Genomic DNA, 22788 nt, shown 5'->3' on the forward strand with positions numbered 1-22788 from the left:
CGGCTACACCGCCTGACCAGCAGCCCCGCACCACGCAACGACGACAAGGGCCGACCCCCACCCGGGGGCCGGCCCTTTCGTCATACCGTTGTCGGGCGTCGAGCTAGCCGGAGGCGCCACGCCGCCGAGCCGGGACGTTGCGCCGAGCCCGGGGACCAGCCCTCTCGCCATGCCGCTGAGCCGGGCGTGAGGCGCGGGGGCGACTCAGCCGGCCGAGCCCAGCAGCCCGGGCGGGGCGGGCGCGAACAGTGATTGCGGCCGTAGCGGCCAGAGCGCGCCTCGGGGGCAGTGGCGGGTCAGTCGATCGGGGCGAGGAACTCCAGTCGGTTGCCGTGCGCGTCCTGGGAGTGGAAGCGGCGCATGCCCGGCAGCTCGTCGTCGCCCCAGGTGACCGGGTATCCGGCGGCGGCCAGCCGGGCGGCGAGCGTGTCCAGGTCCGGCCTGAGCAGACCGGGATGGGCCTTGCGGGCGGGGCGGAAGTCGTCCTCCACGCCCAGGTGCAGCTCCGCGCCGTGACCGGTGAACCAGCAGCCGCCACGGGCCGCGAGCGCGGGTGGCTTGGGCTTCTCGGTCATCCCGAGCACGCCGACGTAGAAGGCCCGCGACGCCTCCTCGGAGCCGCGTGGGCAGGCGAGCTGGACGTGATGGATCATGGTGGCACCTCCTCGTCCCGAACGATGGCACGAGGTTGCGAAGTTAGCAAGACGGACGTACGGTTTTGTTGACGACGGAGAATCGGCGGTAAGTGTCCCCTAACCACGGCGGCACCCCGACCGGTGCGACAGACTGCTCAGGACTACTCACGGTCGCTGGTGTGAAGGAGTACGACGTGGCGAGCCTCGACACCTTCGGTGCGAAGACCCAGCTACGCGTCGGAGACGCGAGCTACGAGATTTTCAAGATCAGCAAGGTGGAGGGCCACGAACGGCTCCCCTACAGCCTGAAGATCCTCCTGGAGAACCTGCTGCGGACCGAGGACGGCGCGAACATCACCGCCGACCACATCCGGCAGCTCGGGGTCTGGGAATCCGACGCCGACCCGAGCGTCGAGATCCAGTTCACCCCGGCGCGGGTGCTCATGCAGGACTTCACCGGCGTGCCCTGCGTGGTGGACCTGGCCACCATGCGCGAGGCCGTCCGCGAGCTGGGCGGCGACGCCACCAAGGTGAACCCGCTCGCCCCGGCCGAGCTGGTCATCGACCACTCCGTCATCGCCGACCTGTTCGGTCGCGAGGACGCCTTCGAGCGCAACGTCGAGCTGGAGTACGAGCGCAACAAGGAGCGCTACCAGTTCCTGCGCTGGGGCCAGACCGCGTTCAACGAGTTCAAGGTCGTCCCGCCGGGCACCGGCATCGTGCACCAGGTCAACATCGAGTACCTGGCCCGTACGATCATGGAGCGCAACGGCCAGGCGTACCCGGACACCGTGGTCGGCACCGACTCGCACACCACGATGGTCAACGGCCTGGGCGTGCTCGGCTGGGGCGTCGGCGGCATCGAGGCCGAGGCCGCGATGCTCGGCCAGCCGGTCAGCATGCTGATCCCGCGCGTGGTGGGCTTCAAGCTCTCCGGCGAGATGCCGGCCGGCACCACCGCCACCGACCTGGTGCTCACCATCACCGAGATGCTGCGCAAGCACGGCGTGGTCGGCAAGTTCGTCGAGTTCTACGGCCCCGGCGTGAGCGCCGTGCCGCTGGCCAACCGCGCCACCATCGGCAACATGTCCCCGGAGTACGGCTCGACCGTCGCGATCTTCCCGATCGACGCCGAGACCGTCCGCTACCTGGAGCTGACCGGCCGCGACGCCGCGCAGGTCGCGCTCGTCGAGGCGTACGCCAAGGAGCAGGGCCTCTGGCACGACCCGGAGGCCGAGCCGGAGTACTCGGAGCGCCTGGAGCTCGACCTGGGCACGATCGAGCCGTCCCTGGCCGGCCCGAAGCGCCCGCAGGACCGGGTCCCGCTGGGCAACGCCAAGACACTGTTCCGTTCGGCGCTGACCGACTACGTGGCCGCCGACGAGACCGGCGGCGACCGTGGCCGCAAGTCGGGCGTACCGCAGCAGGAGAAGCCGTTCGGCGTGGAGGGCCACGCCGACGAGGCGAGCGCCGAGTCCTTCCCGGCCAGCGACTCCCCGGCCAACGGGGTCAGCGACCCGGCCGACGCGCCGCGCGACCTAAAGACGGCGGCCGTCGGCTCCGGCGGGCGGGCCAGCAACCCGACCCGGGTCACCGGCGCCGACGGCGTCGAGTACGAGCTGGACCACGGCGCCGTGGTGATCGCGGCGATCACCTCCTGCACCAACACCTCCAACCCGCAGGTGATGATCGGCGCGGCCCTGCTGGCCCGCAACGCCGTCGACAAGGGCCTGAACCGCAAGCCGTGGGTGAAGACCACCCTGGCCCCGGGCTCCAAGGTCGTCATGGACTACTACGAGCGGGCCGGCCTCACGCCCTACCTGGAGAAGCTCGGCTTCCACCTGGTCGGCTACGGCTGCACCACCTGCATCGGCAACTCCGGCCCGCTGCCGGAGGAGGTCTCCGTCGCGGTCAACGAGGCCGACCTTGCGGTCGTCTCCGTGCTCTCCGGCAACCGGAACTTCGAGGGCCGGATCAACCCGGACGTCAAGATGAACTACCTGGCGTCCCCGCCGCTGGTGGTCGCGTACGCGCTGGCCGGCACGATGGACATCGACCTGGCCAACGAGCCGATCGGCGAGGACAGCGAAGGCAACCCGGTGTTCCTGCGGGACATCTGGCCCAACAGCGCCGAGATCCAGGACGTCATCGCCTCGGCGATCGGCGCCACCGGCTTCAGCGCCGCGTACGAGGACGTCTTCGCCGGTGACGAGCGCTGGCAGTCGCTGCCCACCCCGACCGGCGACACGTTCGCCTGGGCGGACGAGTCGACCTACGTCCGCAAGCCCCCGTACTTCGAGGGCATGGAAAGCGAGCCGAAGGCGGTCGTCGACATCACCGGCGCCCGGGTGCTGGCCAAGCTGGGCGACTCGGTGACCACCGACCACATCTCGCCGGCCGGTTCCATCAAGGCCGACTCGCCCGCCGGCACGTACCTCGCCGAGCACGGCGTGCCGCGCCACGAGTTCAACTCGTACGGCTCGCGCCGGGGCAACCACGAGGTGATGATCCGGGGCACCTTCGCCAACATCCGGCTGCGCAACCAGCTGGTCCCGGGCGTCGAGGGCGGCTTCACGGTCAACCACCTGACCGGCGAGCAGACCTCGATCTACGACGCCTCCGTGGCCTACCAGGAGGCCGGCATCCCGCTGGTCGTGCTGGCCGGCAAGGAGTACGGTTCCGGCTCGTCGCGCGACTGGGCGGCCAAGGGCACCATGCTGCTCGGCGTCCGGGCGGTCGTCGCCGAGTCGTACGAGCGGATCCACCGCTCGAACCTGATCGGCATGGGCGTGCTCCCGCTGCAGTTCCCGGCCGGCGAGACCGCCGAGTCGCTCGGCCTCACCGGCACGGAGACGTTCTCCATCACCGGGGTCACCGCGCTGAACGACGGCGAGACCCCGCGTACGGTCAAGGTCAGCACCGACACCGGCGTCGAGTTCGACGCGGTGGTCCGGATCGACACCCCGGGCGAGGCGGACTACTACCGGCACGGCGGCATCCTGCAGTACGTGCTGCGTCGCATGATCGCCAACTGACGACACGGACGAGGGGCCCCCTGCCACGACGGCAGGGGGCCCCTCGCGTGTCCGCTCAGATGCGGCCGGTGCCGGCGCGCTGGCACCGGTGCACGCCCGGAGATCTTGGTACGGAAGTGCCCCCGGAGGGGCCATTCCCTACCAAGATCTCATCCGGGAGCGCGGCGCAGCAGGCAGCAACGCGCCAGAAGACGCGACGCAGCGGGCACGGAACAGCGACGCGGGGCAGCCGCAACGGCGGCCACCCCGCAACAGCGGCTGCGGTGGTGGTGGCGGTGGTCCGGTTACTCGGTTGCGGCGGCGCGGCGGCGGGCCTCGCGGGTCTTCATGGCGTGCTCCATCAGCGTGATGAGCACCTCCTTGCTGGACTCCCGCTGCCGCGCGTCGCAGAGCAGCACCGGCACCCCCGGATCGAGGTTGAGCGCCGCCTGCACCTCGTCGAGCCGGTACTGCCGGGCCCCCTCGAAGCAGTTGACCGCCACCACGAACGGCGTGCCCCGGCCCTCGAAGTAGTCGATCGAGGGGAAGCAGTCGGCCAGCCGCCGGGTGTCGGCCAGCACCACCGCGCCGAGCGCGCCGAGCGCCAGTTCGTCCCAGACGAACCAGAACCGGTCCTGGCCCGGGGTGCCGAAGAGATAGAGCACCAGGTCGTCGCTGATTGTGATGCGGCCGAAGTCCATGGCGACGGTGGTGGTCGTCTTGCTCTCCACCCCGGAGAGGTCGTCGATGCCGACGCCGGACTCGGTCAACACCTCCTCCGTACGCAGCGGGCGCGTCTCGCTGACCGCGCCGACCATGGTGGTCTTGCCGACGCCGAAGCCGCCCGCGACGAGGATCTTGATCGCGGTGGGCAGTGGCGTCGCTCCCGCCGGCCGCTCAGAGTGCCCGTAGTCCATTGATTACCGCCTCGAAAACGCTGTTGTCGGGAAGGCCGGCCGTGGTGTGCGGTTCGCGTACCTGCACCAGGCTGCGGGCCGCCAGGTCACCGAGCAGGACCCGGATGGTGCCCACCGGCAGGTCAAGGTGGGCGGCGATCTCGGCGACGGACTGGATCCGCTGGCAGAGCCCGACTATCGCCAGGTGCTCCGGGCCCAGCCCGACCTCCGGGGTCACGTCCGCGCGGGTCGCCGTCACCAGGGAGATCAGGTCGAACGTGCCGGTGACCGGCCGGGCCCGGCCACGTGTCACCGCGTACGGGCGCACGACCGGGCCGGCATGGTCATCGACCCACTGGTGCTCCGAGGACTCCCCCTGCACCGTCATCGCGGCTACTTCTCGCCGGTCTGCTGCTCGCCGGTCCGCGTCGGCGACGCCACGTACTTGCCGACGCGGGTGACCAGCATCGCCATCTCGTAGGCGATCAGGCCGACGTCGGCGTCCTCGCTGGCGAGGACGGCGAGGCAGGCGTTGCGCCCCGCCGCTGTGACGAACAGGAACGACGACTGCATCTCGATGATGGTCTGCTGCACCTGGCCGCCGCCGAAGCGCTTGCCCGCGCCCCGGGCCAGGCTCTGGATGCCGGCCGCCATGGCCGCCAGGTGCTCGGCGTCGTCCCGGCTGAGCCCTCGCGAGGCGGCCATCAACAGGCCGTCCGTCGAGAGCGCGACCGCGTGGTCGGCCTGCTTCACCCGGCCGACCAGATCATCCAGCAACCACGTCAGGTCGGCACTCGAAGCCGTCTTCTGCGCCACTCGTCGTCCTCTTCTCCCCCGGCAGTTGTCGCCGTGCTCGTCTCGGCTGACCGTCACGGCGCGGAGGTCCCCCGCGCCGTCGCGGCGCCGGTCAGGTCGCTTGCAGGTCGTCGCCGGCGTCGGGTTCCCCGCCGGCCTCGGTACGGCTGTCGCCCGCTCCACCGAGCAGCCGGGCGGCGTCCGTACGGCCGCGCCGGGTGCCGGTCTGGTAGGAGCTCATCATCCGGCGTACCTGCTCCGGCGGGCGCGCCGTTTCGTCGTCGGTGTCGTCGTCCCCGCCGGCGGCCGGATCGTCACGAAGCTCCGGCACGATGCTGGCCTGGCGCACCCGCACCGGCAGCCCCGAGTCGGTGCGCGCGGTCACCTGGCGGGCCGTCGGCGCCGGGCCGCCGGTCGCGGTGGACCCGGTGTCCGCCTCCGGCGCGTCCGGCGTTCCGGGCGCCTCGGGCGGCGCGGGCCGGGCGGCGGCCACCGGCAGGCCGGTCGGGAAGGTCGGGCCGTCGAGGGCGTACTGCTCGGAGCCGGCACGCGGCCGGACGGGCAGCCGCGCGTCGAGGGCCGGGGCGGCCGTCGACAGGCTCCGGCCGCGCGACCGGGTCGGCAGGCCGCCCGTGTCGGCGTCCCCCTCGGCGGGTGCGTCGGTGTCCGGAGCCGGCCGCGTACGGGGCGCGAGCGGCTCGGCGAGCGCCACCGGCACCGCGGCGAGCGGCGGCTCGGCGGTGGGCGGCACCTGGCCGGGCGTGCCGGGTGCCCGGGTAGCGGCGGGCAGACCGGCCGGGAAGCCGCCGGAGGTGCTCGGGTCCTCGTCGTCGGCGGTGACCAGCTCGGCCGGGATCAGCACGACGGCCGTGGTGCCGCCGTACGCGGACTCCTTGAGCTGCACCCGCACGCCGTGCCGCTCGGTCAGCCGACTGACCACGTAGAGCCCGAGGCGGGAGGCGTTGGCCAGGTTCAGCTCGGACTGGTCGACGATCCGGTGGTTCGCGGCGGCCAGGTCCTCCTCGCTCATGCCCAGGCCACGGTCCTCGATCTCGATGGCGAAGCCGTTGGCCACCATCTGCCCGCGCACCTCGACGGAGGTGTGCGGCGGCGAGAACGACAGGCCGTTCTCGATCAGCTCGGCGAGCAGGTGGATGACGTCGCCGACCGCGCGCCCGGTGAGCGAGACGGCGCCGAGCGGCAGCACGTTGACCCGGGTGTAGTCCTCCACCTCGGCGACCGCGCCGCGCACGACGTCGACCATCGGCACGTTACGCCGCCAGGCGCGGCCCGGGGTGGAGCCGGAGAGCACGATGAGGTTCTCGGCGTTGCGCCGCATCCGGGTGGCCAGGTGGTCGACCCGGAACAGGTCTTCCAGCTCCTCGGCGTCGTGCTCGCGGCGCTCCATCGCGTCGAGCAGGGTGAGCTGGCGGTGCACCAGCGCCTGCGTGCGCCGGGCCAGGCTGAGGAAGACCTCGCGGACGTTGCGGCGCAGCTCGGCCTGCTCGACGGCGGTGCGGATCGCGGTCTCCTGCACGGCGTTGAACGCCTTGCCGACCTGGCCGATCTCGTCGTCGCCGAACTCCAGCGGCGGCGCCTCCTTGGCGACGTCGACCTCCTCGCCGTGGCCGAGCCGCTCGACCACGCCGGGCAGCCGCTCGTTGGCGAGCCGGAAGGCGGCGTCGCGCAGCCGCTCCAGCTGCTGCACGAGGGCCCGGGCGGTGGTGATCGACACGACGATCGAGGCGATGACGGCGAGCAGGCCCAGACCGGCGGCCAGCACCAGCCGCAGGACGACACCGACGGCGATGGGCGCGGCCCGCTCCACGAGCGCGTCACCGGCCTCGATGATGAAGCGCTGCTGCTCCTCGACCACCACGTCGGCCGCCGCGCGCCACTCGGTCGCCGACACCGGTGGCGCGCCGCCCGCGCGTCCCTGCACGACGACCCGGTCCTCCAGGGCCCGGAACGTGGTGTACGCCTCGCCGCTGAGCAGCGCCTCGTAGCGGGTCCGGTCGGCGCTCGACAGGTCGGTGCGGACCTGGCTGTCGAGGTAGCGCTGGGCGCCGGTGGCGCGGGCGAACGCGGCGGTCTCCTCGGGCGTCATCCGGCCGGCGGCCAGGGCGCCGGTGACGAGGGCGTCCTCCTGGGACATGAGTTCACGGATCCGGACGAGGTCGATCAGCGCCGCGGTCTCCTGCGTGAACCGTTCGTCGTCCAGGTTGCCCAGCGACCCGTACATCCGCAGCACCGAGTCGATGAGCTCGGTGTAGGCGCGGGTGGCGGTGGCGCGGTCGACCTGCCGGTCGCGGATGGACTCGCGTACGCCGCCGAGCCGGTCGAGCCCGCTGACGACCGCGTCGATCTGCCGTTGGCTCTCGTCGGCCGCCAGGTCCACCCGCCAACTGCTGACCGACTTGCGGAAGTCGTCGGCGACGCCCTCGGTGCGCCGCCACTGCGCGTCGAGCTGTTCCCGCTCGGCCGCGCCGGAGCCCCCCAGGTACGCCGCGGACGCGCGACGCTCGGCCTGCAACTCCAGCACCAGCGGCTCACCCGGCTGGGCGACCTGCGCGTCGAGCACCTGCACCCAGAGGAGACTGACGCCTTCCCGGAGGGTCACCCACGCGGCGAACGCCCACAGCGCAACGAGTGAGGCCAGTAGAGCCACGACTTTCCGGCGCAGATTGGAGCTGCGGGAACCCATTGAAAACCATCCCTGGCGGGGAGTCTGATTCATCCGATCGGCGGCTTCCGCATGGCGCTTCGACCGACCCGGCGCACGGTAGCAGTGTCACGACGATCACTCAAGCAGTCCTGATCATGACCGGTGCGTCATGGCGGGCACCCGATCGCCGCGCTCACCGTCCCGCGTGGCCGGTCAGCCGGGCCAGGTGCCGCGCCGCGAGCACGGCGGCCCGCACGATCAGCACCGGGTGGTAGAGATCCTTGTCATGCCACAGTGGAACGTCGACGGTGCCCTCGCCGTGGTCGTCGAGGTAGGCGAGCGCCCGGCGCACGACGCGGGCCAGGCCCGGCCGGGGCGCGCGCCCGGAGCCGAGCAGCACCTGGAGGGCGTACGCGGTCTCCTCCGGCGTGCCGGCCCACAGTCCCCACGAGCCGTCGTCGCGCTGGGTGTCGCGCACCCAGTCGACCGCCCGGTCGAGCCGCTCGCCGGCGGTGTCGGGCGCGTACTCGGCGAGGCTGGCCGCGACGCTGGCCGTCGCGTAGTACGGGGAGGCGTGCCAGCGGTCCGTCCAGCTGCCGTCGGCGTGCTGGCCGTCGACCAGCCAGCCGGCCACCCGCCGCACGACGTCGGCGTACGGGCGACCCGGCCGGTGCCGGGCGTGCCAGCCCAGCGCCTCCAGGACGTGGGCGTTCGTGGTGACCGAGGCGCCGTCCTCGCCCTGCCAGGTGCAGAAGTGCGCCCCCGTGTCGTACGCCAGGAGGCTGTCAGGCGAGACCGGGCGCCCGAGGCGGGCCAGCGCGAAGAGGGTGACGGCGGTGGTGTCGGCGTCGGTCGGCAGGCCGGGCGAGGTGGCCGCGCCCGTCGGTCCGAGCGCGGCGGCCAGCCCGCCGGTCAGCTCGGCGGGGACGCCCGTCGCCGCGCCGACCCGGGCCAGGCCGCTGAGCACCCAGGCGCGCTCGAACACGGCGATGGGCGTCGTGCACGGCACGGGCCCGCCGCCGCGCGCGACGGCGCCGGTCAGGTAGGCCAGCGCGGCGGGGTCCGCACCCGGACGGGTGGGATCGCCCAGCCAGGCCGCGGTGGCGGCGGGCGAGGCGCCGACGGCACCGGAGACGGGCCGGGCCGGCAGGCACACCCGCGCCCGCGCGTCCAGCACCTCGAAGGCGTGCCACAGCTTCTGCGGCACGGGCCCGCCGGTGGCGAGGAGCCGCCCGACCGCCTCGGCCCGGTGCCGGGTCATGCCGTACGGCATCGGCAGCGCAGGCGCCGCCGGCCGGCTCCGACCGACCGCGCCGCCGTCGAGGAGCGCGTCGATCCGGTCGATCAGGGCGGGCACGATCAGGTCGACGCCCGGCATGTCCGGCACGGGCTCGACGGCCACCAGCAGGCGGTCCCGCAGCGCCGCCACTCCCCGGTCCACGGCCGGTGCGAGCCGGTGCGCCTCCCGACTGTCGGTACGCCGGGCGCTCAGCAGCGCCTCCACCGCGCTGAGGGTCGGCACCAGGCCGTACGCGCCGGGCGCTCCCCATCCGCCGTCGGCGCGCTGAGCGGCCAGCAGGTACCGCAGCCGCTCGGCGTGCCCCGGCAGCCAGGGCGCGTCGCCGACCAGCCGGCCGGTCTCGTAGATCGAGGGCGAGACCGTGCCGGCGGGGGCGGCCAGCATCGCCGCCACCAGTTCACGGCCGGCGGCGGCGAGCCCGGCGCCGCCGACGTCGGGTGCGGCGACGGGCGCCGCCGTCACGACATCCCCCAGAAGTCGGCCAGTTGGTAGAAGCCGCTGCTGAAGCCGACCTGCCGGGCCAGGTAGTCCGCCTCGCGCGGGCAGGTCGTGCGGAGCGGGACCAGCATCCGGCGGCAGCTGTCCACCAGCGCGGCGAGCCGCTGCTCCACCTCGGCGCGGTCCTCGACCAGCAGCAGCGCGTTCAGGTCGCCCCAGCGCAGGTCGCGCTCGTAGGTGCCGAGGTCGTTGACGAGGCGCAGGGCGCGCTGCACCTGGTCGCTGACCGCGACCAGCTCGTCCAGCCGGGCGAGGGTGGCCTCGTCGCCGGTGTAGAGCCAGTGCGCGACGTTGACGATCGTGCAGGCGTGGTTGTCGGCGTTGTCGAGGTAGGCGTCGAGGCTCGGCAGGGACGCCCGGTCCCCGGGCCGCCAGGCCGCCTTCCACTCCCACTCGCGGGCCATCGCCCGCACCGTCGCGTCCACCCGGTCGCGCCACAGCGGACGGTACGCGGCGAAGGCGGGGACCGTCGCCAGCTCCTCCTGGAGTGCCGCCAGGTAGGTGCCGAGATGGTCGTCGGGGGCGGGCGGCTCGCCGGCGGCCACCGCGCGGCAGCGCGCGACGAGCCCGTCGACCTCGTCGCGGGTACGCGCCCGGTGGTCGATCAGCCAGTCGAGGGCGAAGCCCCACAGCACGGTGCGGTTCGCGGCGCGCAGCTGCTCGGCCGTGCACCACGGGGCACCGAAGGCGATGGCTAGCGAGATGTTGGCGAACAGCATGGTGTCGAACGGTTCGGCGGGGAACAGTTCGGGGCGGGCCGCGGCCGACGCCTGGAGGTCGCGTTGGCCGCGTACCGCCAGGCCGCAGATGCGGCCCTGCTCCTGGGCGTCGCGCAGCTCGTCGCGCCCGTCGGGCGTCGCCGTCGGCAGCGCGGTCATGCCGGCCTCCGCTCGCGGACCGGGCTCAGCGCCATGACCACCGGCCGGCCCGGCCGCAGGGCCGCCGCCAACTGCTTGGGCGGCATGCCGGGCTCCCGCAGCCGGAAGCGGTAGCGGCTGAGCATGGTGGCCACCACCAGCGGGGCCTCCAGATTGAACAGGTACATGCCGAGGCACTGGTGCGGGCCGCCGCCGAACGGGAAGTACGCGTACCGGTGGCCGCGGCGCGACTGGTCGCCGCGGAAGCGCTCGGGGTCGAAGACGTCCGGACGGTCCCAGAAGCGGGCGAGCCGCTGGGTGATGTAGGAGCTGACGACGACGATGCTGCCCGCCTTGATCCTGGTGCCACCGATGACGTCGTCGGCGAGGGCGGTGCGCGGCAGCAGCCAGCCCGCCGGGTACATCCGCAGCAGCTCGTCCACCACGGCCCGGGTGTAGGTGAGCGCCCGCAGCTGCTCCCGGCTGATCGTCCGGTCGGTCCCCACCACCTCGTCCAGCTCGGCGTAGAGCCGTTCGGCGATCTCGGGGTGGGCGTCCAGGATCGGCCACAGCCAGGTCAGCACGGCGTACGTGGTCTCGGTCGCCGTGGCGAAGGACGCCACCACGTCGTCGCGGACCTGCCGCTCGTCGAGGGGGCGGCCCTGCTCGTCGCGGGCGCGTGCCAGGGCGGCCAGCAGGTCGTCGCCGTCGCGCGGGTTGGCCATCTCCGCGCGTACGAGCGGCAGCATGATGTCGTCGACGACGCCGATCGCGCGGCTCAGGGCGCGGTCGCCCGGCACCGGCACCGCGTCGGGCACGAACGGCAGGAGCAGCCGGGCGCGCAGCGCCGTCACGATCGTGCCCTGGGCGGCGACGATCCGCAGCTGGTCGGCGAGGCTCACCCGGTCGGCGAAGAAGACGCTGCTGATCGCCCGGCAGATGACCCGTCCCAGCTCGGTGCCGGCGTCGAACCACCGGCCGGTGCGGGCCGGCTCGTCGAACTCGTCGACGGCGTCGCTGACGGCGCGGCTCATGGTGTCCACGAGGGAGTCGATGCGCTTGGCGGTGAAGTGCGGCTGCATGCGCGCGCGGCTGGCCTGCCACTGCGGCCCGTCGGACAGGATGCCCTCGCCGGTGAGCCGCCGCACCGGACGCCAGAGCATGCTGTTGCCGCCACGCGTGTAGTTGGCCTCGTTGTCGCGCAGGACGTGCTGCACGTGGGCCGGCTCGGTGACCAGGTACGGACGGATCGTCCCGAGGTTGAGCCGGACGATCTCGCCCTCGGCGGAGTCGGCCACCGCGACGAGCTGGCCCAGCGGGTCACGCAGCAGACCCGGGAGCATCCTCCACAGTGGTATCGAGCGGGCGGCCCGCCCTCGCGCGTCGTCGACGCTCCGCCCGGCCATGGCATCCCGCACCCGCGGCTCCTCCCCCTTGGTCACGCTCCGCTGTGACAGACCGTCACGCAGACGGCTGCCTTGCGTCACGATTCGGGAAGCATGCCACCACCCGCCGAGAATCCGCTAGCCGTCGAACGAGAATTTTGCTCATGGGAATGCTCGTCCATGAAGGATTTCGTGTCGGGCGTCACTCGTGGAGGGTGCGCAGGTGGCGCCACTCGGCGGCCACCGGGCGGTACCCGCACCAGGCGTTCACCGCCCGCATCGCGTCGTTGCCGGCGTCGTTCAGGGTGCACGCCCACCGCAGGCCCGCCGACCGGGCCGCCCGCAGCGACGCGTGCTTGACCAGCCGGGCGAGGCCCCGACCCCGCCACCCCGCCCGGGTGCCCGTCATGCCCGACAGGTAGCGGTCGCGCCCGTCGGTCAGCGCGACGGTGAACGCCACCACCACCCCGTGGGCCGTCGCCACCGTGCTGAGCGCCCGGTCCAGGTCCGGCCGGTCCCAGTACGCGGCCCGCCAGTCGCCGAAGCTGATCTCGTCCATCCCGACGTCGCCCGGCTCGTCGGCGGCGGCGGCCAGGTCCGCCTCGTACAGCGGACGGGGGTCGGGCAGGTCCGCCGCCGTGACCAGCCGCACCCCGGCCGGCGGGGCGGGCGCGGGCGGCAGCACCGCCGTCGCCAGGTCCAGCCCCAGGATCACGTTGCGCCGGCCGGACCGGTACCCGTGCCGCTCGGCGAAGGCGAGCGACGCCGGCTCGTCGACGACCCGGGCGTACGCCAGGCGCACGCCGAGCCCGACGAGGCGCTCCTCGGCGGCGGCGAGCAGGGCCGAGCCGACGCCCCGCCGACGCTCCTCGGGGTGCACGACCAGGTTGACGAAGCCGAGCCCAGGCTCCGCGCTCTCGTGCAGCAGCCCCGTACGGGCGACGCCGGCGATCCCGCCGCCCGCCTCGGCGACGAGCATCCCGAAGCGCTCCGCCGGCTTGCCGGTCGCCTGCCAGGCGAGCACCTGCGGCGTGACCACCAGATGGGGGCGGGCGGCGCGGAGCAGGGCGACGACCCCTGCCGCGTCGGTGGGGCCGGCGGCCCGGACGGTGGGGACCATGGCTGGGCAACCTACCGCAGCGGCGGGCACGGCGGTGGAACCCGGGCGCGCCCCGCACGGCCTGTGCCAGGCTCAGGGGATGGACGACAAGACCATCCTGAACCGCATCTCCGAGCTGGTCGACGAGGAGCACCGGTTGCGCGCCGACGCGCAGGCCGGCGAGTCGGGCACGGACGACGACGCCCGTACCCGGCTGCGCGAGTTGGAGGAGTCCCTCGACCAGTGCTGGGACCTGCTGCGGCGACGGCGGGCCGCCCGGCAGACCCACGGCGACCCCGACGCCCAGGGCCTGCGTCCCAAGCCGGCGGTCGAGCGCTACCTCCAGTGACCCGGTCCCGGGCGGCAGGTGCCGGCCGCCCGGGACGTCGCGGTCAGCGGATCCCCGCCTCCCGCAGCAGCAACGCGGTCAGCGCGGCCGGATCGGCGTCCGCCGCCGGCAGGCCGCGGGCCGCGAACCAGGTGGCGACCACCCGGACGTCGCGGGCCAGGAACTCCGGCCCCTGCGGGTTGGCCACCACGTCGACCACCTGCGGCAGGTCGATCAACACCAGCCGCCCCGCGTGCACCAGCAGGTTGTACGGCGACAGGTCACCGTGCGCGAGGCCGGCGCGGGCGAGCACCACGAGAGCGTCGACGAGCTGTCCCCACAGCTCGCGCAGCTCCCCCGCCTCCGGCCGCAGCTGGGCCAACCGGGGCGCGGCCAGCCCCTCGTCGTGGTCGCCGAGGAACTCCAGCATCAGCTCGGTGCCGCGCACCTGCACCGGGTAGGGGACGGAGATCGTCCCGTACCGGCTGCCGACCTCCCAGAGCCGGGCCAGCGCGGCGAACTCGGCCGCCGCCCACTGCCCGGCGATCATCTGCCGGCCGAAGGCGGTGCGCCCGGCCATCGCGCGGTTCTCCCGGGACCGGCGGACCCGGCGCCCCTCCAGGTAGCCGGCGTCGCGGTGGAAGAGCCGGTGCTGGGGGTCCCGGTACCGTTTGACGGCCAGCAGGCAGGACCGGTCGGTGTCAGGGACCGCCCGGCGGACCAGGTGGACGTCCGCCTCCTTGCCGGTCTTGAGCACCCCCAGCTCGGTGTCCCTGGCGGCCAGCTCGGTGACCAGCCAGTCGGGGTGGGGCTGCGGGCCCTGCACGGCGTCGTCCCAGGAGGACCAGCTGTCCCCCGTCTCGGGGTCCGGCTCGGCGTCCGGGTCGGCGGGGGCGGGACCGGCGGCCCGGCCCCGCTTCAGGAAGAGCTGCTCGTCGTCGTCGAAGCGGCGCTTGCCGCGGGTACGGCGCTCGCGCGCCGGAAGGTCGTGATCGCGCACTGCGGTGGTGTTCCCTTGCTCGAGGCTGATGGGGGCAGGTGGAGGTGACCTGCGAAGACGGCCATGACCGACCCCCTCTCCTCGACCGGGCGCGCCCGGTTGCACGATGCGCCGACCATGCTCACGCGCCGGCGCCACCCGGGTCAACCGATTTACGCCCGGCCCGCCGCCCGTCAGGCGGCGAGCACCGCCGCGACGGCGGCGATCACGCCGTCGGCGGTGCGGGTGGGGGCGAACCGGCTGTCGACCCAGCTCCGCCCCCGGTGCAGCCAGACGCTGGGCAGCCCCACGGCGGCGGCGCCCCCGATGTCCACCTCCGGGCCGTCGCCGACCACCCAGGCGCCGCGTAACGGCAGCCGCACCCGCCGGGCGGCCAGCGCGAAGATCCTCGGGTTGGGCTTGCTGACGCCGGCCTCCTCGGAGATGACCCAGTCGGCGACGAAGCGGTCCAGTCCGGTACGCCGGATGACGGCCTCCTGCTGCCGTACCGCGCCGTTGCTGACCACCACGGGCGTCCATCCCGCCTCGTCGGCGATCCGCAGCGCGCAGGCCACCAGCGGATCGAGCCGGACGTCGGCCACCACGCAGTCGTGCAGCTCCTCGACCAGGTCGATGGACGGGATCCGCAGCCGGTAGCGGTCCCGTACGGCGTCGGCCACGTCCCACCGGTCGGTCAGCCCGTCGGCGTCGATGGACAGCAGCCAGTCGATGTCGGCCGGCGGCGCGCCGACACCGGCCAGGAAACGCTCCCCCCAGGCGCGGAACGGACCGGCCCGGTCGAGCAGCGTGTTGTCCAGGTCCAGCAGGAGCAGCGGCACTCGGGCACCCTACGGGACCGCCACCGCCCGCCGACAGTGCCGAGCCGGCTTCCGGCGACCCGTCAGGCCGGCAGGGCCGCCCGGGGCCCGCCCTGGTCGGGCAGACGGTCGAGCAGCATGCAGTGGGCGGACCGGGTCGCCGCGAGGGGCTCCGGGGCCAGCGCGACGACCAGCACGGCCTCGCCGGTGTCCGCGCCCCGGGCCAACGGGCGGCCCTCCGGGTCGTAGACGGCGGCGCCACCGTTGAACCGCCACGGGTCGGCGCCGCCGACGAGGTTGGCGAACACCACGTACATCGTGTTGTCCAGCGCGCGGGCGGCGTAGTAGAGGTCGCGGCGGTGCTCGGAGCCGGCCAGGTAGCCGCTCGGGCAGAGGTAGCCGTGCGCCCCGTCGGCTGCGGCGGCCCGGCCGTGCTCGGGGAAGCAGCCGTCGTAGCAGATGCCGAGCCCGAGCCGCCAGTCGTCGACGAGCAGGGTCGCGCCCCGGTCACCGGCGACGAACAGCTCCCGCTCGCCGCTCCACAGTTGCTGCTTGTCGTACCCGACGCGGACGTCGCCGGCCCCGTCGACCAGCAGGGCGGAGATCGTCCGCCGGCCGTCCGGGTGCCGGACGGCGGCGCCGACCACCACGGCCGCGCCGCCGTCGCGGGCCGCCTCGCGCAGCGGGTCCAGCCGCACGTCGTCGACCGTGGCCGCCGCGTCGGCCGCGACGTCGGTGCCGGCGGGATCGGCCGCCAGCGTCGGCAGGTGGTACGCGGGCAGGAAGAGCTCCGGCAGCACGGTCACCCGGGCGCCGCGCTCCGTGGCGCGGCGGACCAGCCGGGCGGCGCTCGCCGCGTTGCCGACCACGTCGCCGGGTACGGGCTCGGCCTGCACGGCCGCGACGGTCAGCGGCGCGGCGGGGACCGCGACGGCGGTGGGGAGTGGCATCACGGGGCGATCCTAACCGGCGCGTGCCCTACGGATGATCATGCGCGCGCCCCAAACCAAGCCGTACGTACGGTTTGCACAACGGAGGGTGAGCTGTCACGATCGACCCGTGCCCAGAGTAAGTCAGGACCAGCTCGACGCGCGCCGACAGGAAATCCTCGCCGCCGCGCGGGCGTGTTTCGCCCGGCACGGCTACGAGGGCGCCACCGTCCGCAGGCTGGAGGAGGCCACCCGGCTGTCCCGGGGCGCGATCTTCCACCACTTCCGCGACAAGGACTCGCTCTTCCTCGCCGTCGCCGAGGACGACGCCGCGGCCATGGTGGAGACCGTAGCCCGCAACGGCCTGGTCCAGGTCATGCGGGACCTGCTGGCCGGCGCCGTCTCCCCCGACACCACCGGCTGGCTGGGCAGCCAACTGGAGGTGTCCCGGCGACTGCGGACCGACCCGGCGTTCGCCAAGCGGTGGGCGCAGCGGTCGGCGGCGGTTGCCGAGGCGACCCGCGACCGGCTGGCCCGGCAGCGGGAAGCGGGCGTGCTCCGCGAGGACGTGCCGATCGACGTGCTGGCCCAGTTCCTCGAACTCGCCTACGACGGCCTGGTGCTGCACCTGGCGATGGGCCGCCCCGCCGGCGACCTCGGCCCGGTGCTCGACCTGGTCGAGGAGGCCGTGCGCCGCCGCTGACCGTCCGCCCGCTGCCACGCGTATCGGTCCGGTAACTCGGCCCACGCGGTGGGTACGCCCTGGCGGGGCTGCTCCACAATTGGGCCGCGATCCCCCTCGCCCGAAGGAGCAGCAGATGACCGTCCCCGCCGCACCTGGTGACACCTGGGGCATCTCCGGCCCCACCTTCCTCCGGGTCTATCTCCTCGTGGCCGTCGTGATCGTCGTCGGTACGCTCGTCCACCGGCTCGCGGTCCTCGCCGGCCCGTCGGTGGGTCACGTCGGCCAGCTCGGCCCGCAGCAGGTCGCCTACCTCAACGGCGGGCAGCAGCTGGCGATCTGGGCCTCCGTCGGCGCGCTGCGCAGCAGCGGCGCCATCGGCGTACGACCGGATCGGCGGCTGACCACCGGCGGGCCGCTGCCGGCCGGGATCACACCGCTGGACCAGGCGATCCACTTCGCGGCCGGCCGCAACGCCACCACCCGGCAGCTGGCCCGCGACGAGTGGGTCGTCCGGGCGCTCGATCAGCTGCGGGCCAGCCTGGAGCAACGCGGGCTCGCGCTCGCACCGGCCCGCCGGTCCGCGCTGCGCCTGGGCGCGTTCCTGCTCACCGCCCTGCTGCTGGTCGGCGTGGCACGCATCGTCGCCGGGCTGGCCAACGACCGTCCGGTGGGCTGGCTCGTGCTGAGCCAGATCCCGCTGATCGTCGTGGCCGTCCTCCTGCACCGGGTGCCGTGGCGCACCCGCGCCGCCACCCGGGCACTGCGCGACCTGCGGCGCCAGCACACCTACCTCGCGCCCGCCTCGGCCCCGGCCTACGCCACGTACGGCGCGGCGGGCGCCGCGATGGGCGTCGCGTTGTTCGGCACCGCGTCGCTCTACGCCATGGACCCCGGCTTCGCCAGCCAGGCCGAGATCCAGCGCCAGGCCATCAGCGGCACCGGCGCCTCCTCCAGCGGCGGCGGGTGCGGCGGGGGCAGCTCGTGCAGCGGGGGCAGCTCGTGCGGGGGCGGCGGGGGCTGCGGCGGAGGCGGGTGCGGCGGATGACCGGCCCACATGGGGTGGGCATCGGCTGGCGGCCGGAGATCGCCGGGTTCGTCGCCGACCTGCCCGGGCTGCGCTTCGTGGAGGTGGTCGCGGAGGGCGTCGCCGCCTCCGGGCCGCTGCCGGCGGGGCTGGCCGCGCTGCGCGAGCGCGACGTGACGGTCGTACCGCACGGCGTGCGCCTGTCCCTCGGCGGCGCGGAACCGGTCGACCCGGCCCGCGTCGCCCACCTGGGCGCGGTGGCGGAGCTGGTCGGGGCGCCGCTGGTCAGCGAGCACATCGCCTTCGTCCGGGCCGGCGGCGTCGAGGCCGGCCACCTGCTGCCGCTGCCGCGCAGCCGCGAGGCGGTCGACGCGGTGTGCGCCAACGTCGCCCGGGCGCAGGCCGGGCTGCCGGTGCCGCTCGCGCTGGAACCGATCGCGGCCCTGTTCGACTGGCCCGACGACGAGCTGGACGAGGCCGACTTCCTCACCGAGATCCTGGACCGCACCGGCGCGTTCCTGCTGCTCGACGTCGCCAACGTGTACGCCAACGCCCGCAACCGGGGCACCGACCCGGCCGCGCTGCTCGACCGGCTGCCGCTGGACCGGGTCTCCTACGTGCACGTCGCGGGCGGCGCCGAGCACGGCGGCTACTACCACGACACGCACACCGATCCGGTGCCGCCGCCGGTGCTGGACCTGCTGCGCGAGCTGTGCGCCCGCCGCCGGCCACCCGCGCTCCTGCTGGAACGCGACGGGCACTACCCGCCCGCCCCGGTGCTGCGCGCCGAGTTGGACGCCCTGGCCGCCGCGTCCGGCTTCCCGGTGGTGACGTGAGCGGCGACCTGGCCGAGCGGCAGGCGGCGCTGGTGGCGGCGCTGGTGGCCGGTGGCCCCGCGCCGGCGGGTTTCGACCCCGCGGCGCTCGCCGCCGCCGGAGCCGCGCTGCTGCGCAAACGCGCCGGGGAGGTGGCCCGGCACTGGCCGTTGCTCGCCACCGGTCTCGGTCCGCAGTGGTCGGCGACCTTCGCCCGCTGGGCGTCGGGGCGGCCGACCGACGGCTCGCTGCGCGACGGCTGGGACCTGGCCCGTGACCTGCGCGACCGGAGCGCGCTGCCGCCGCTGGGCGCGGAGGAACTGGCCGCGCGCGAGGCCGCCCACCGCTACGACGGGCACGCACCGCCGCGCCCGCGTCGGCTGCCGGCGTGGGGGCGCGCCGGCGGCGCCGTCGCGGTCCAGGTCGCCGGTCGGGTACGCCTGCTGCGCCCCGCACACCGCTGAACCGCCCGCCGCTGGCCCCTCCACCGTTGGACCGTCCGCTGCCACTGGACCGTCCGCCACTGGTCGTCGGCCGCCTGGCGGTCCGAGGGCCCCGCTGGCGGATCCGGCCGGGTGCGGCAGGATCGACGGCATGGATCTCGGACTGACCGATCGGGTGTACGTACTCACCGGCGCCTCCCGGGGGCTGGGCTACGCCACCGCGGAGTGCCTCGTCGCCGACGGCGCCCGCGTCGTGCTCTCCGCCCGCGACGCCGACGCGGTGGCCGCCGCCGCGCAGCGCCTCGGCGGGCCGGAGCGGGCGATCGGGCTGACCGCCGACCTGACCGACGCGCAGACGCCGCAGCGCCTCGTCGCGGCGGCCCGGGAGCACTTCGGGCGGCTGGACGGGGCGCTGGTCTCGGTCGGCGGACCGCCGCCCGGCAGCGCCGCATCGGTCACCGACGAGCAGTGGCGCCACTCCTTCGAGACGGTCTTCCTCGGCACCGTACGCATGGTCCGTACCGTCGCCGAGAACCTGGCCGGGGACGCGGGCGGGGCCGTCGGGCTGGTCCTGTCGACCTCGGCGCGCGGGCCGGTGCCCGGCCTGGGCATCTCCAACGGCCTACGGCCCGGCCTGGCGGGCATGGCCAAGGACGTCGCCGACGAGTACGGCCCCCGGGGCGTACGGGTGGTCGGGCTGTTGCCGGGGCGGATCATGACCGACCGCAACGTGGAGCTCTTCGCGGCCACCGGCGACCCCGAGCGGGCACGCGCGGAGGCCGAGGCCGCCATTCCGTTGCGCCGCATCGGCGCCCCCGCCGAGTTCGGCCGGGTGGCCGCGTTCGTGCTCTCCCCCGCCGCGAGCTACCTGACCGGGGTCACCGTGCCGGTCGACGGCGGCGTACTGCGGAGCCTGTGATGCCCGCGCCCGCCGGCAGGTCGGCCCCCGGCTCCCCCGCCCGGCGGCGGGCGGGAACGACGGACGCGGCCGCACGGCATCCGCGCCCCACCCGGGAGGAACTCGCCGCGGCCGCGCAGCGCACCATCCCCGACGTCATCGCCCCCGGCCTGGACGTGCTCTTCGTCGGGATCAACCCGGGCCTGTGGTCGGCGGCGACCGGATGGCACTTCGCCCGGCCGGGCAACCGGTTCTGGCCGGCGCTGCACCGGGGCGGGTTCACGCCCCGGCTGCTGCACCCCAGCGAGCAGGACGAGCTGCCGGGCTACGGCCTGGGCATCAGCAACATGGTCGCGCGGGCCAGCGCCCGCGCCGACGAGCTGACCCCGGCCGAACTTCTCGAGGGGGCGCAGATCCTCACCGCCAAGGTCGCGCGGTACCGGCCCCGGTGGGTGGCCGTGGTGGGGGTGACCGCGTACCGGATCGGGTTCGCCCGGCCGAAGGCCGCCTTCGGGCCGCAGCCGGAGCCGCTGGCGGGCGCCCGCCTGTGGGTGCTGCCCAACCCCAGCGGGCTGAACGCGCACTTCACCCCGGAGACGCTCGGCGCCGCGTTCGGGGAGTTGCGGGCGGCGGTCACCGCCGACTGAGGCGCCGGTCGGCAGCGGCAGTCGCGCCGCCGACCGGCGGTGATTGACCGCGACTCCCGGCAGCGTCAGTTGGCCGCCGCCGGCGGGAGCGCCTCGTCGGCGAGGTAGGGCCGCAGCGGCGGCACGGCCACCGGCTCGGGCCCGGTCGCGTCGGCGTACGGGGTGGGCGAGTCGGCGACCGCGAACTGGGTGCGGTAGAGCTCGGCGTAGAGCCCGCCCACGGCCACCAGTTCCTCGTGGCGCCCCCGCTCGACGATCCGCCCGCCGTCGAGCACCAGGATCTGGTCGGCGTCGCGGACGGTCGAGAGCCGGTGCGCGATCACCAGCGCGGTACGCCCCGTCAGCGCCACCGACAGCGCCCGCTGCACGGCGGCCTCGCTCTCCGAGTCGAGGTGCGCCGTCGCCTCGTCGAGGATCACGATCGACGGGGCCTTCAGCAGCAGCCGGGCGATCGCGATGCGCTGCTTCTCGCCGCCGGAGAAGCGGTAGCCGCGCTCGCCGACCAGCGTGTCCAGCCCTTCCGGCAGCGCCCGGACCAGGTCGGCGACCTGCGCCCCGGCCAGGGCCGCCCAGATCTCGTCGTCGGTGGCGTCCGGCTTGGCGTAGCGCAGGTTCTCGGCGATGGTCTCGTGGAACAGGTGCGAGTCCTGCGTGACCACCCCGATCTCGTCGCGCAGCGAGTCGAGGGAGGCGTCACGGACGTCGACCCCGCCGACCAGCACCTGCCCGTCGGTGACGTCGTAGATGCGGGAGATCAGCATGGACAGCGTCGACTTGCCGGCGCCGGAGGGGCCGACCAGCGCCACCATCTGCCCCGGCTCGACCGCGAACGAGACGCCCCTGAGCACGGGCTCGTTGACCGTACGGTCGAGGGCGGCGACCTCCTCCAGGGAGGCGAGCGAGATCTCGGCGGCGCTGGGGTAGCGGAACCGCACGTCGCGGAACTCGATCCGACCGGCGTCACGGGGCACCGGCACGGCGTCGGGCCGCTCCTCGATCGTCGGCTTCAGGTCGAGCACCTCGAAGACCCGGTCGAAGGAGACCAGGGCACTCATCACGTCGACCCGGACGTTGGACAACGCGGTCAGCGGGCCGTAGAGGCGGGTGAGCAGCAGGGCGAGGGTCACCACGGTGCCGGCGCTGACGTTGCCGGTGACCGCCAGCCAGCCGCCGAGCCCGTAGGTGAGCGCCTGGGCCAGCGATGCCACCAGCAGCATCGCCACGAAGAAGGTCCGCGAGTACATCGCGGACTGGATGCCGATGTCGCGCACCCGCTCGGCCCGCCCGGCGAACCGACGCGCCTCCACCTCGGGGCGGCCGAAGAGCTTCACCAGCAACGCGCCCGAGACGCCGAACCGCTCGGTCATCGTCGCGTTCATCTTCGCGTCGAGGTTGTAGGACTCCCGGGTGATCTCGGCGAGCCGCTTGCCGACCCGGCGGGCCGGGATGATGAAGACCGGCAGCAGCACCAGTGAGAGCGCGGTGATCTGCCAGGAGAGGGTGAACATCACCGCGGCGGTGAGCACGAGCTGGATGACGTTGCTGACCACCCCGGACAGCGTCGAGGTGAACGCCCGCTGCGCGCCGAGCACGTCGTTGTTGAGCCGGCTGACCAGCGCCCCCGTCTGGGTACGCGTGAAGAACTGCAACGGCATCCGCTGGACGTGGTCGTAGACCCGGGTGCGCAGGTCCAGGATGATGCCCTCGCCGATGCGGGCCGAATACCACCGCTGGGCGAGCGAGAGCAGCGCGTCGGCCACCGCGAGGCCGGCGATGACGAGCGCCAGCCGGACCACCGCGCTGCCGGCGTCGGCACTGCCCCGGGTGATCGTGTCGATCACGTCGCCGGCGAGCACCGGGGTCGCGACCCCGATGACCGCCGCCAGCACCACGGTGACCAGGAAGACGACGATGTCCCGGCGGTAGGGCCGCGCGAAGGCCACGATCCGCCGGGCCACCCCGCGCTTGAGGCGGTGCGTGGAGATCTCGTCGCGGTTGCGCATCGACCGGAGCATGCTCCAACCGGCCATGCCGCCGCCCGACATCGAGTTGGACACGTTCACCTCCGGGTCGTCGGG

21 protein-coding genes are annotated in these 22788 nt (G+C 74.3%); 8 read left to right on the plus strand and 13 right to left on the minus strand.

Features of this window, described 5'->3' with window-relative positions; all coding sequences use genetic code 11:
- Positions 1-296: 296 nt before the first annotated feature.
- Positions 297-653 (minus strand): VOC family protein, encoded by a 357-nt coding sequence (locus ACTMS2_RS06955; RefSeq protein WP_441174680.1) that lies wholly within the window; start codon positions 651-653, stop codon positions 297-299.
- Between the two features lie 161 nt (positions 654-814).
- Between ACTMS2_RS06955 and ACTMS2_RS06960 the strand changes: the two genes are divergently transcribed.
- The gene (locus ACTMS2_RS06960; protein ID WP_441174681.1) at positions 815-3670 is read left to right on the plus strand and encodes an aconitate hydratase; all 2856 of its coding nucleotides are present in this window, start codon (positions 815-817) and stop codon (positions 3668-3670) included.
- 284 nt (positions 3671-3954) lie between these two features.
- Here the strand turns inward: ACTMS2_RS06960 and ACTMS2_RS06965 are convergent, their stop codons facing one another.
- From ACTMS2_RS06965 to ACTMS2_RS07000, 8 genes are all read right to left on the minus strand, one after another.
- Positions 3955-4566, minus strand: a complete 612-nt coding sequence (locus ACTMS2_RS06965) for a GTP-binding protein (protein WP_358090356.1) — start codon at positions 4564-4566, stop codon at positions 3955-3957.
- On the minus strand, positions 4547-4933 hold the full coding sequence (locus ACTMS2_RS06970; protein WP_363902771.1) for a DUF742 domain-containing protein: 387 nt from the start codon (positions 4931-4933) through the stop codon (positions 4547-4549). The genes ACTMS2_RS06965 and ACTMS2_RS06970 overlap by 20 nt, the downstream gene beginning before the upstream one ends.
- A 5-nt stretch (positions 4934-4938) precedes the next feature.
- On the minus strand, positions 4939-5361 hold the full coding sequence (locus ACTMS2_RS06975; RefSeq protein ID WP_088999398.1) for a roadblock/LC7 domain-containing protein: 423 nt from the start codon (positions 5359-5361) through the stop codon (positions 4939-4941).
- 91 nt (positions 5362-5452) lie between these two features.
- Positions 5453-8008, minus strand: coding sequence for a nitrate- and nitrite sensing domain-containing protein (locus ACTMS2_RS06980; RefSeq protein WP_441174682.1), 2556 nt, complete (start codon positions 8006-8008; stop codon positions 5453-5455).
- A 190-nt stretch (positions 8009-8198) separates the two neighbouring features.
- Positions 8199-9767, minus strand: coding sequence for a prenyltransferase (locus tag ACTMS2_RS06985; RefSeq protein WP_441174683.1), 1569 nt, complete (start codon positions 9765-9767; stop codon positions 8199-8201).
- Positions 9764-10681: a terpene synthase family protein gene (locus ACTMS2_RS06990; RefSeq protein WP_441174684.1), complete on the minus strand. Its 918-nt coding sequence runs from the start codon at positions 10679-10681 to the stop codon at positions 9764-9766. Before ACTMS2_RS06990 ends, ACTMS2_RS06985 begins: the two co-directional genes overlap by 4 nt.
- Complete coding sequence (locus tag ACTMS2_RS06995; RefSeq protein WP_441175127.1) at positions 10678-12018, minus strand: cytochrome P450; 1341 nt, start codon at positions 12016-12018, stop codon at positions 10678-10680. Before ACTMS2_RS06995 ends, ACTMS2_RS06990 begins: the two co-directional genes overlap by 4 nt.
- A 229-nt stretch (positions 12019-12247) precedes the next feature.
- Positions 12248-13165, minus strand: coding sequence for an N-acetyltransferase family protein (locus ACTMS2_RS07000; protein WP_441174685.1), 918 nt, complete (start codon positions 13163-13165; stop codon positions 12248-12250).
- Positions 13166-13244: 79 nt separating this feature from the next.
- Here ACTMS2_RS07000 and ACTMS2_RS07005 point away from each other — a divergent pair, with 79 nt between their 5' ends.
- Positions 13245-13493 (plus strand): DUF2630 family protein, encoded by a 249-nt coding sequence (locus tag ACTMS2_RS07005; protein WP_101411608.1) that lies wholly within the window; start codon positions 13245-13247, stop codon positions 13491-13493.
- A gap of 43 nt (positions 13494-13536) precedes the next feature.
- On the opposite strand, the gene ACTMS2_RS07010 is transcribed toward ACTMS2_RS07005, so the two are convergent.
- The 3 genes from ACTMS2_RS07010 to ACTMS2_RS07020 form a co-directional block, all read right to left on the minus strand.
- Positions 13537-14472, minus strand: coding sequence for a serine protein kinase RIO (locus tag ACTMS2_RS07010; RefSeq protein WP_357721418.1), 936 nt, complete (start codon positions 14470-14472; stop codon positions 13537-13539).
- A 173-nt stretch (positions 14473-14645) separates the two neighbouring features.
- Complete coding sequence (locus ACTMS2_RS07015; RefSeq protein WP_441174686.1) at positions 14646-15290, minus strand: HAD family hydrolase; 645 nt, start codon at positions 15288-15290, stop codon at positions 14646-14648.
- 62 nt (positions 15291-15352) lie between these two features.
- A complete protein-coding gene (locus ACTMS2_RS07020) occupies positions 15353-16219 on the minus strand; it encodes a carbon-nitrogen hydrolase family protein (RefSeq protein WP_441174687.1) in 867 nt (288 codons plus the stop codon).
- A gap of 109 nt (positions 16220-16328) precedes the next feature.
- Here ACTMS2_RS07020 and ACTMS2_RS07025 point away from each other — a divergent pair, with 109 nt between their 5' ends.
- The 6 genes from ACTMS2_RS07025 (at position 16329) to mug (ending at position 20710) form a co-directional block, all read left to right on the plus strand.
- A complete protein-coding gene (locus ACTMS2_RS07025) occupies positions 16329-16901 on the plus strand; it encodes a TetR/AcrR family transcriptional regulator (RefSeq protein WP_101411614.1) in 573 nt (190 codons plus the stop codon).
- Positions 16902-17016: 115 nt separating this feature from the next.
- Entirely contained in the window at positions 17017-17928 is a 912-nt protein-coding gene (locus ACTMS2_RS07030; protein WP_441174689.1) for a TIGR04222 domain-containing membrane protein, read from the plus strand.
- Positions 17925-18743, plus strand: coding sequence for a DUF692 domain-containing protein (locus ACTMS2_RS07035; RefSeq protein WP_441174690.1), 819 nt, complete (start codon positions 17925-17927; stop codon positions 18741-18743). The genes ACTMS2_RS07030 and ACTMS2_RS07035 overlap by 4 nt, the downstream gene beginning before the upstream one ends.
- Positions 18740-19186, plus strand: coding sequence for a hypothetical protein (locus ACTMS2_RS07040; protein ID WP_441174691.1), 447 nt, complete (start codon positions 18740-18742; stop codon positions 19184-19186). Before ACTMS2_RS07035 ends, ACTMS2_RS07040 begins: the two co-directional genes overlap by 4 nt.
- Before the next feature lie 130 nt (positions 19187-19316).
- A complete protein-coding gene (locus ACTMS2_RS07045) occupies positions 19317-20084 on the plus strand; it encodes an SDR family oxidoreductase (RefSeq protein WP_441174693.1) in 768 nt (255 codons plus the stop codon).
- On the plus strand, positions 20084-20710 hold the full coding sequence (mug, locus tag ACTMS2_RS07050) for a G/U mismatch-specific DNA glycosylase (protein ID WP_441174695.1): 627 nt from the start codon (positions 20084-20086) through the stop codon (positions 20708-20710). Before ACTMS2_RS07045 ends, mug begins: the two co-directional genes overlap by 1 nt.
- Before the next feature lie 65 nt (positions 20711-20775).
- On the opposite strand, the gene ACTMS2_RS07055 is transcribed toward mug, so the two are convergent.
- Positions 20776-22755, minus strand: coding sequence for an ABC transporter ATP-binding protein (locus ACTMS2_RS07055; protein ID WP_441175128.1), 1980 nt, complete (start codon positions 22753-22755; stop codon positions 20776-20778).
- Positions 22756-22788 lie beyond the last annotated feature (33 nt).

Origin of the sequence: Micromonospora sp. SD12, assembly GCF_052068495.1 — a bacterium.
Lineage (GTDB): Bacteria > Actinomycetota > Actinomycetes > Mycobacteriales > Micromonosporaceae > Micromonospora > Micromonospora echinofusca.

Excerpts from the sequence above, each read along its gene's own strand:
- ACTMS2_RS06990 (WP_441174684.1), bottom strand. The coding sequence starts at position 10,681 with ATGACCGCGCTGCCGACGGCGACGCCCGACGGGCGCGACGAGCTGCGC.
- mug (WP_441174695.1), top strand. The coding sequence starts at position 20,084 with ATGCCCGCGCCCGCCGGCAGGTCGGCCCCCGGCTCCCCCGCCCGGCGG.
- ACTMS2_RS06970 (WP_363902771.1), bottom strand. The coding sequence starts at position 4,933 with ATGACGGTGCAGGGGGAGTCCTCGGAGCACCAGTGGGTCGATGACCAT.
- ACTMS2_RS07035 (WP_441174690.1), top strand. The coding sequence starts at position 17,925 with ATGACCGGCCCACATGGGGTGGGCATCGGCTGGCGGCCGGAGATCGCC.
- ACTMS2_RS07030 (WP_441174689.1), top strand. The coding sequence starts at position 17,017 with ATGACCGTCCCCGCCGCACCTGGTGACACCTGGGGCATCTCCGGCCCC.
- ACTMS2_RS06965 (WP_358090356.1), bottom strand. The coding sequence starts at position 4,566 with ATGGACTACGGGCACTCTGAGCGGCCGGCGGGAGCGACGCCACTGCCC.
- ACTMS2_RS06955 (WP_441174680.1), bottom strand. The coding sequence starts at position 653 with ATGATCCATCACGTCCAGCTCGCCTGCCCACGCGGCTCCGAGGAGGCG.
- ACTMS2_RS07005 (WP_101411608.1), top strand. The coding sequence starts at position 13,245 with ATGGACGACAAGACCATCCTGAACCGCATCTCCGAGCTGGTCGACGAG.
- ACTMS2_RS07020 (WP_441174687.1), bottom strand. The coding sequence starts at position 16,219 with ATGCCACTCCCCACCGCCGTCGCGGTCCCCGCCGCGCCGCTGACCGTC.
- ACTMS2_RS07000 (WP_441174685.1), bottom strand. The coding sequence starts at position 13,165 with ATGGTCCCCACCGTCCGGGCCGCCGGCCCCACCGACGCGGCAGGGGTC.
- ACTMS2_RS07055 (WP_441175128.1), bottom strand. The coding sequence starts at position 22,755 with ATGTCGGGCGGCGGCATGGCCGGTTGGAGCATGCTCCGGTCGATGCGC.
- ACTMS2_RS07045 (WP_441174693.1), top strand. The coding sequence starts at position 19,317 with ATGGATCTCGGACTGACCGATCGGGTGTACGTACTCACCGGCGCCTCC.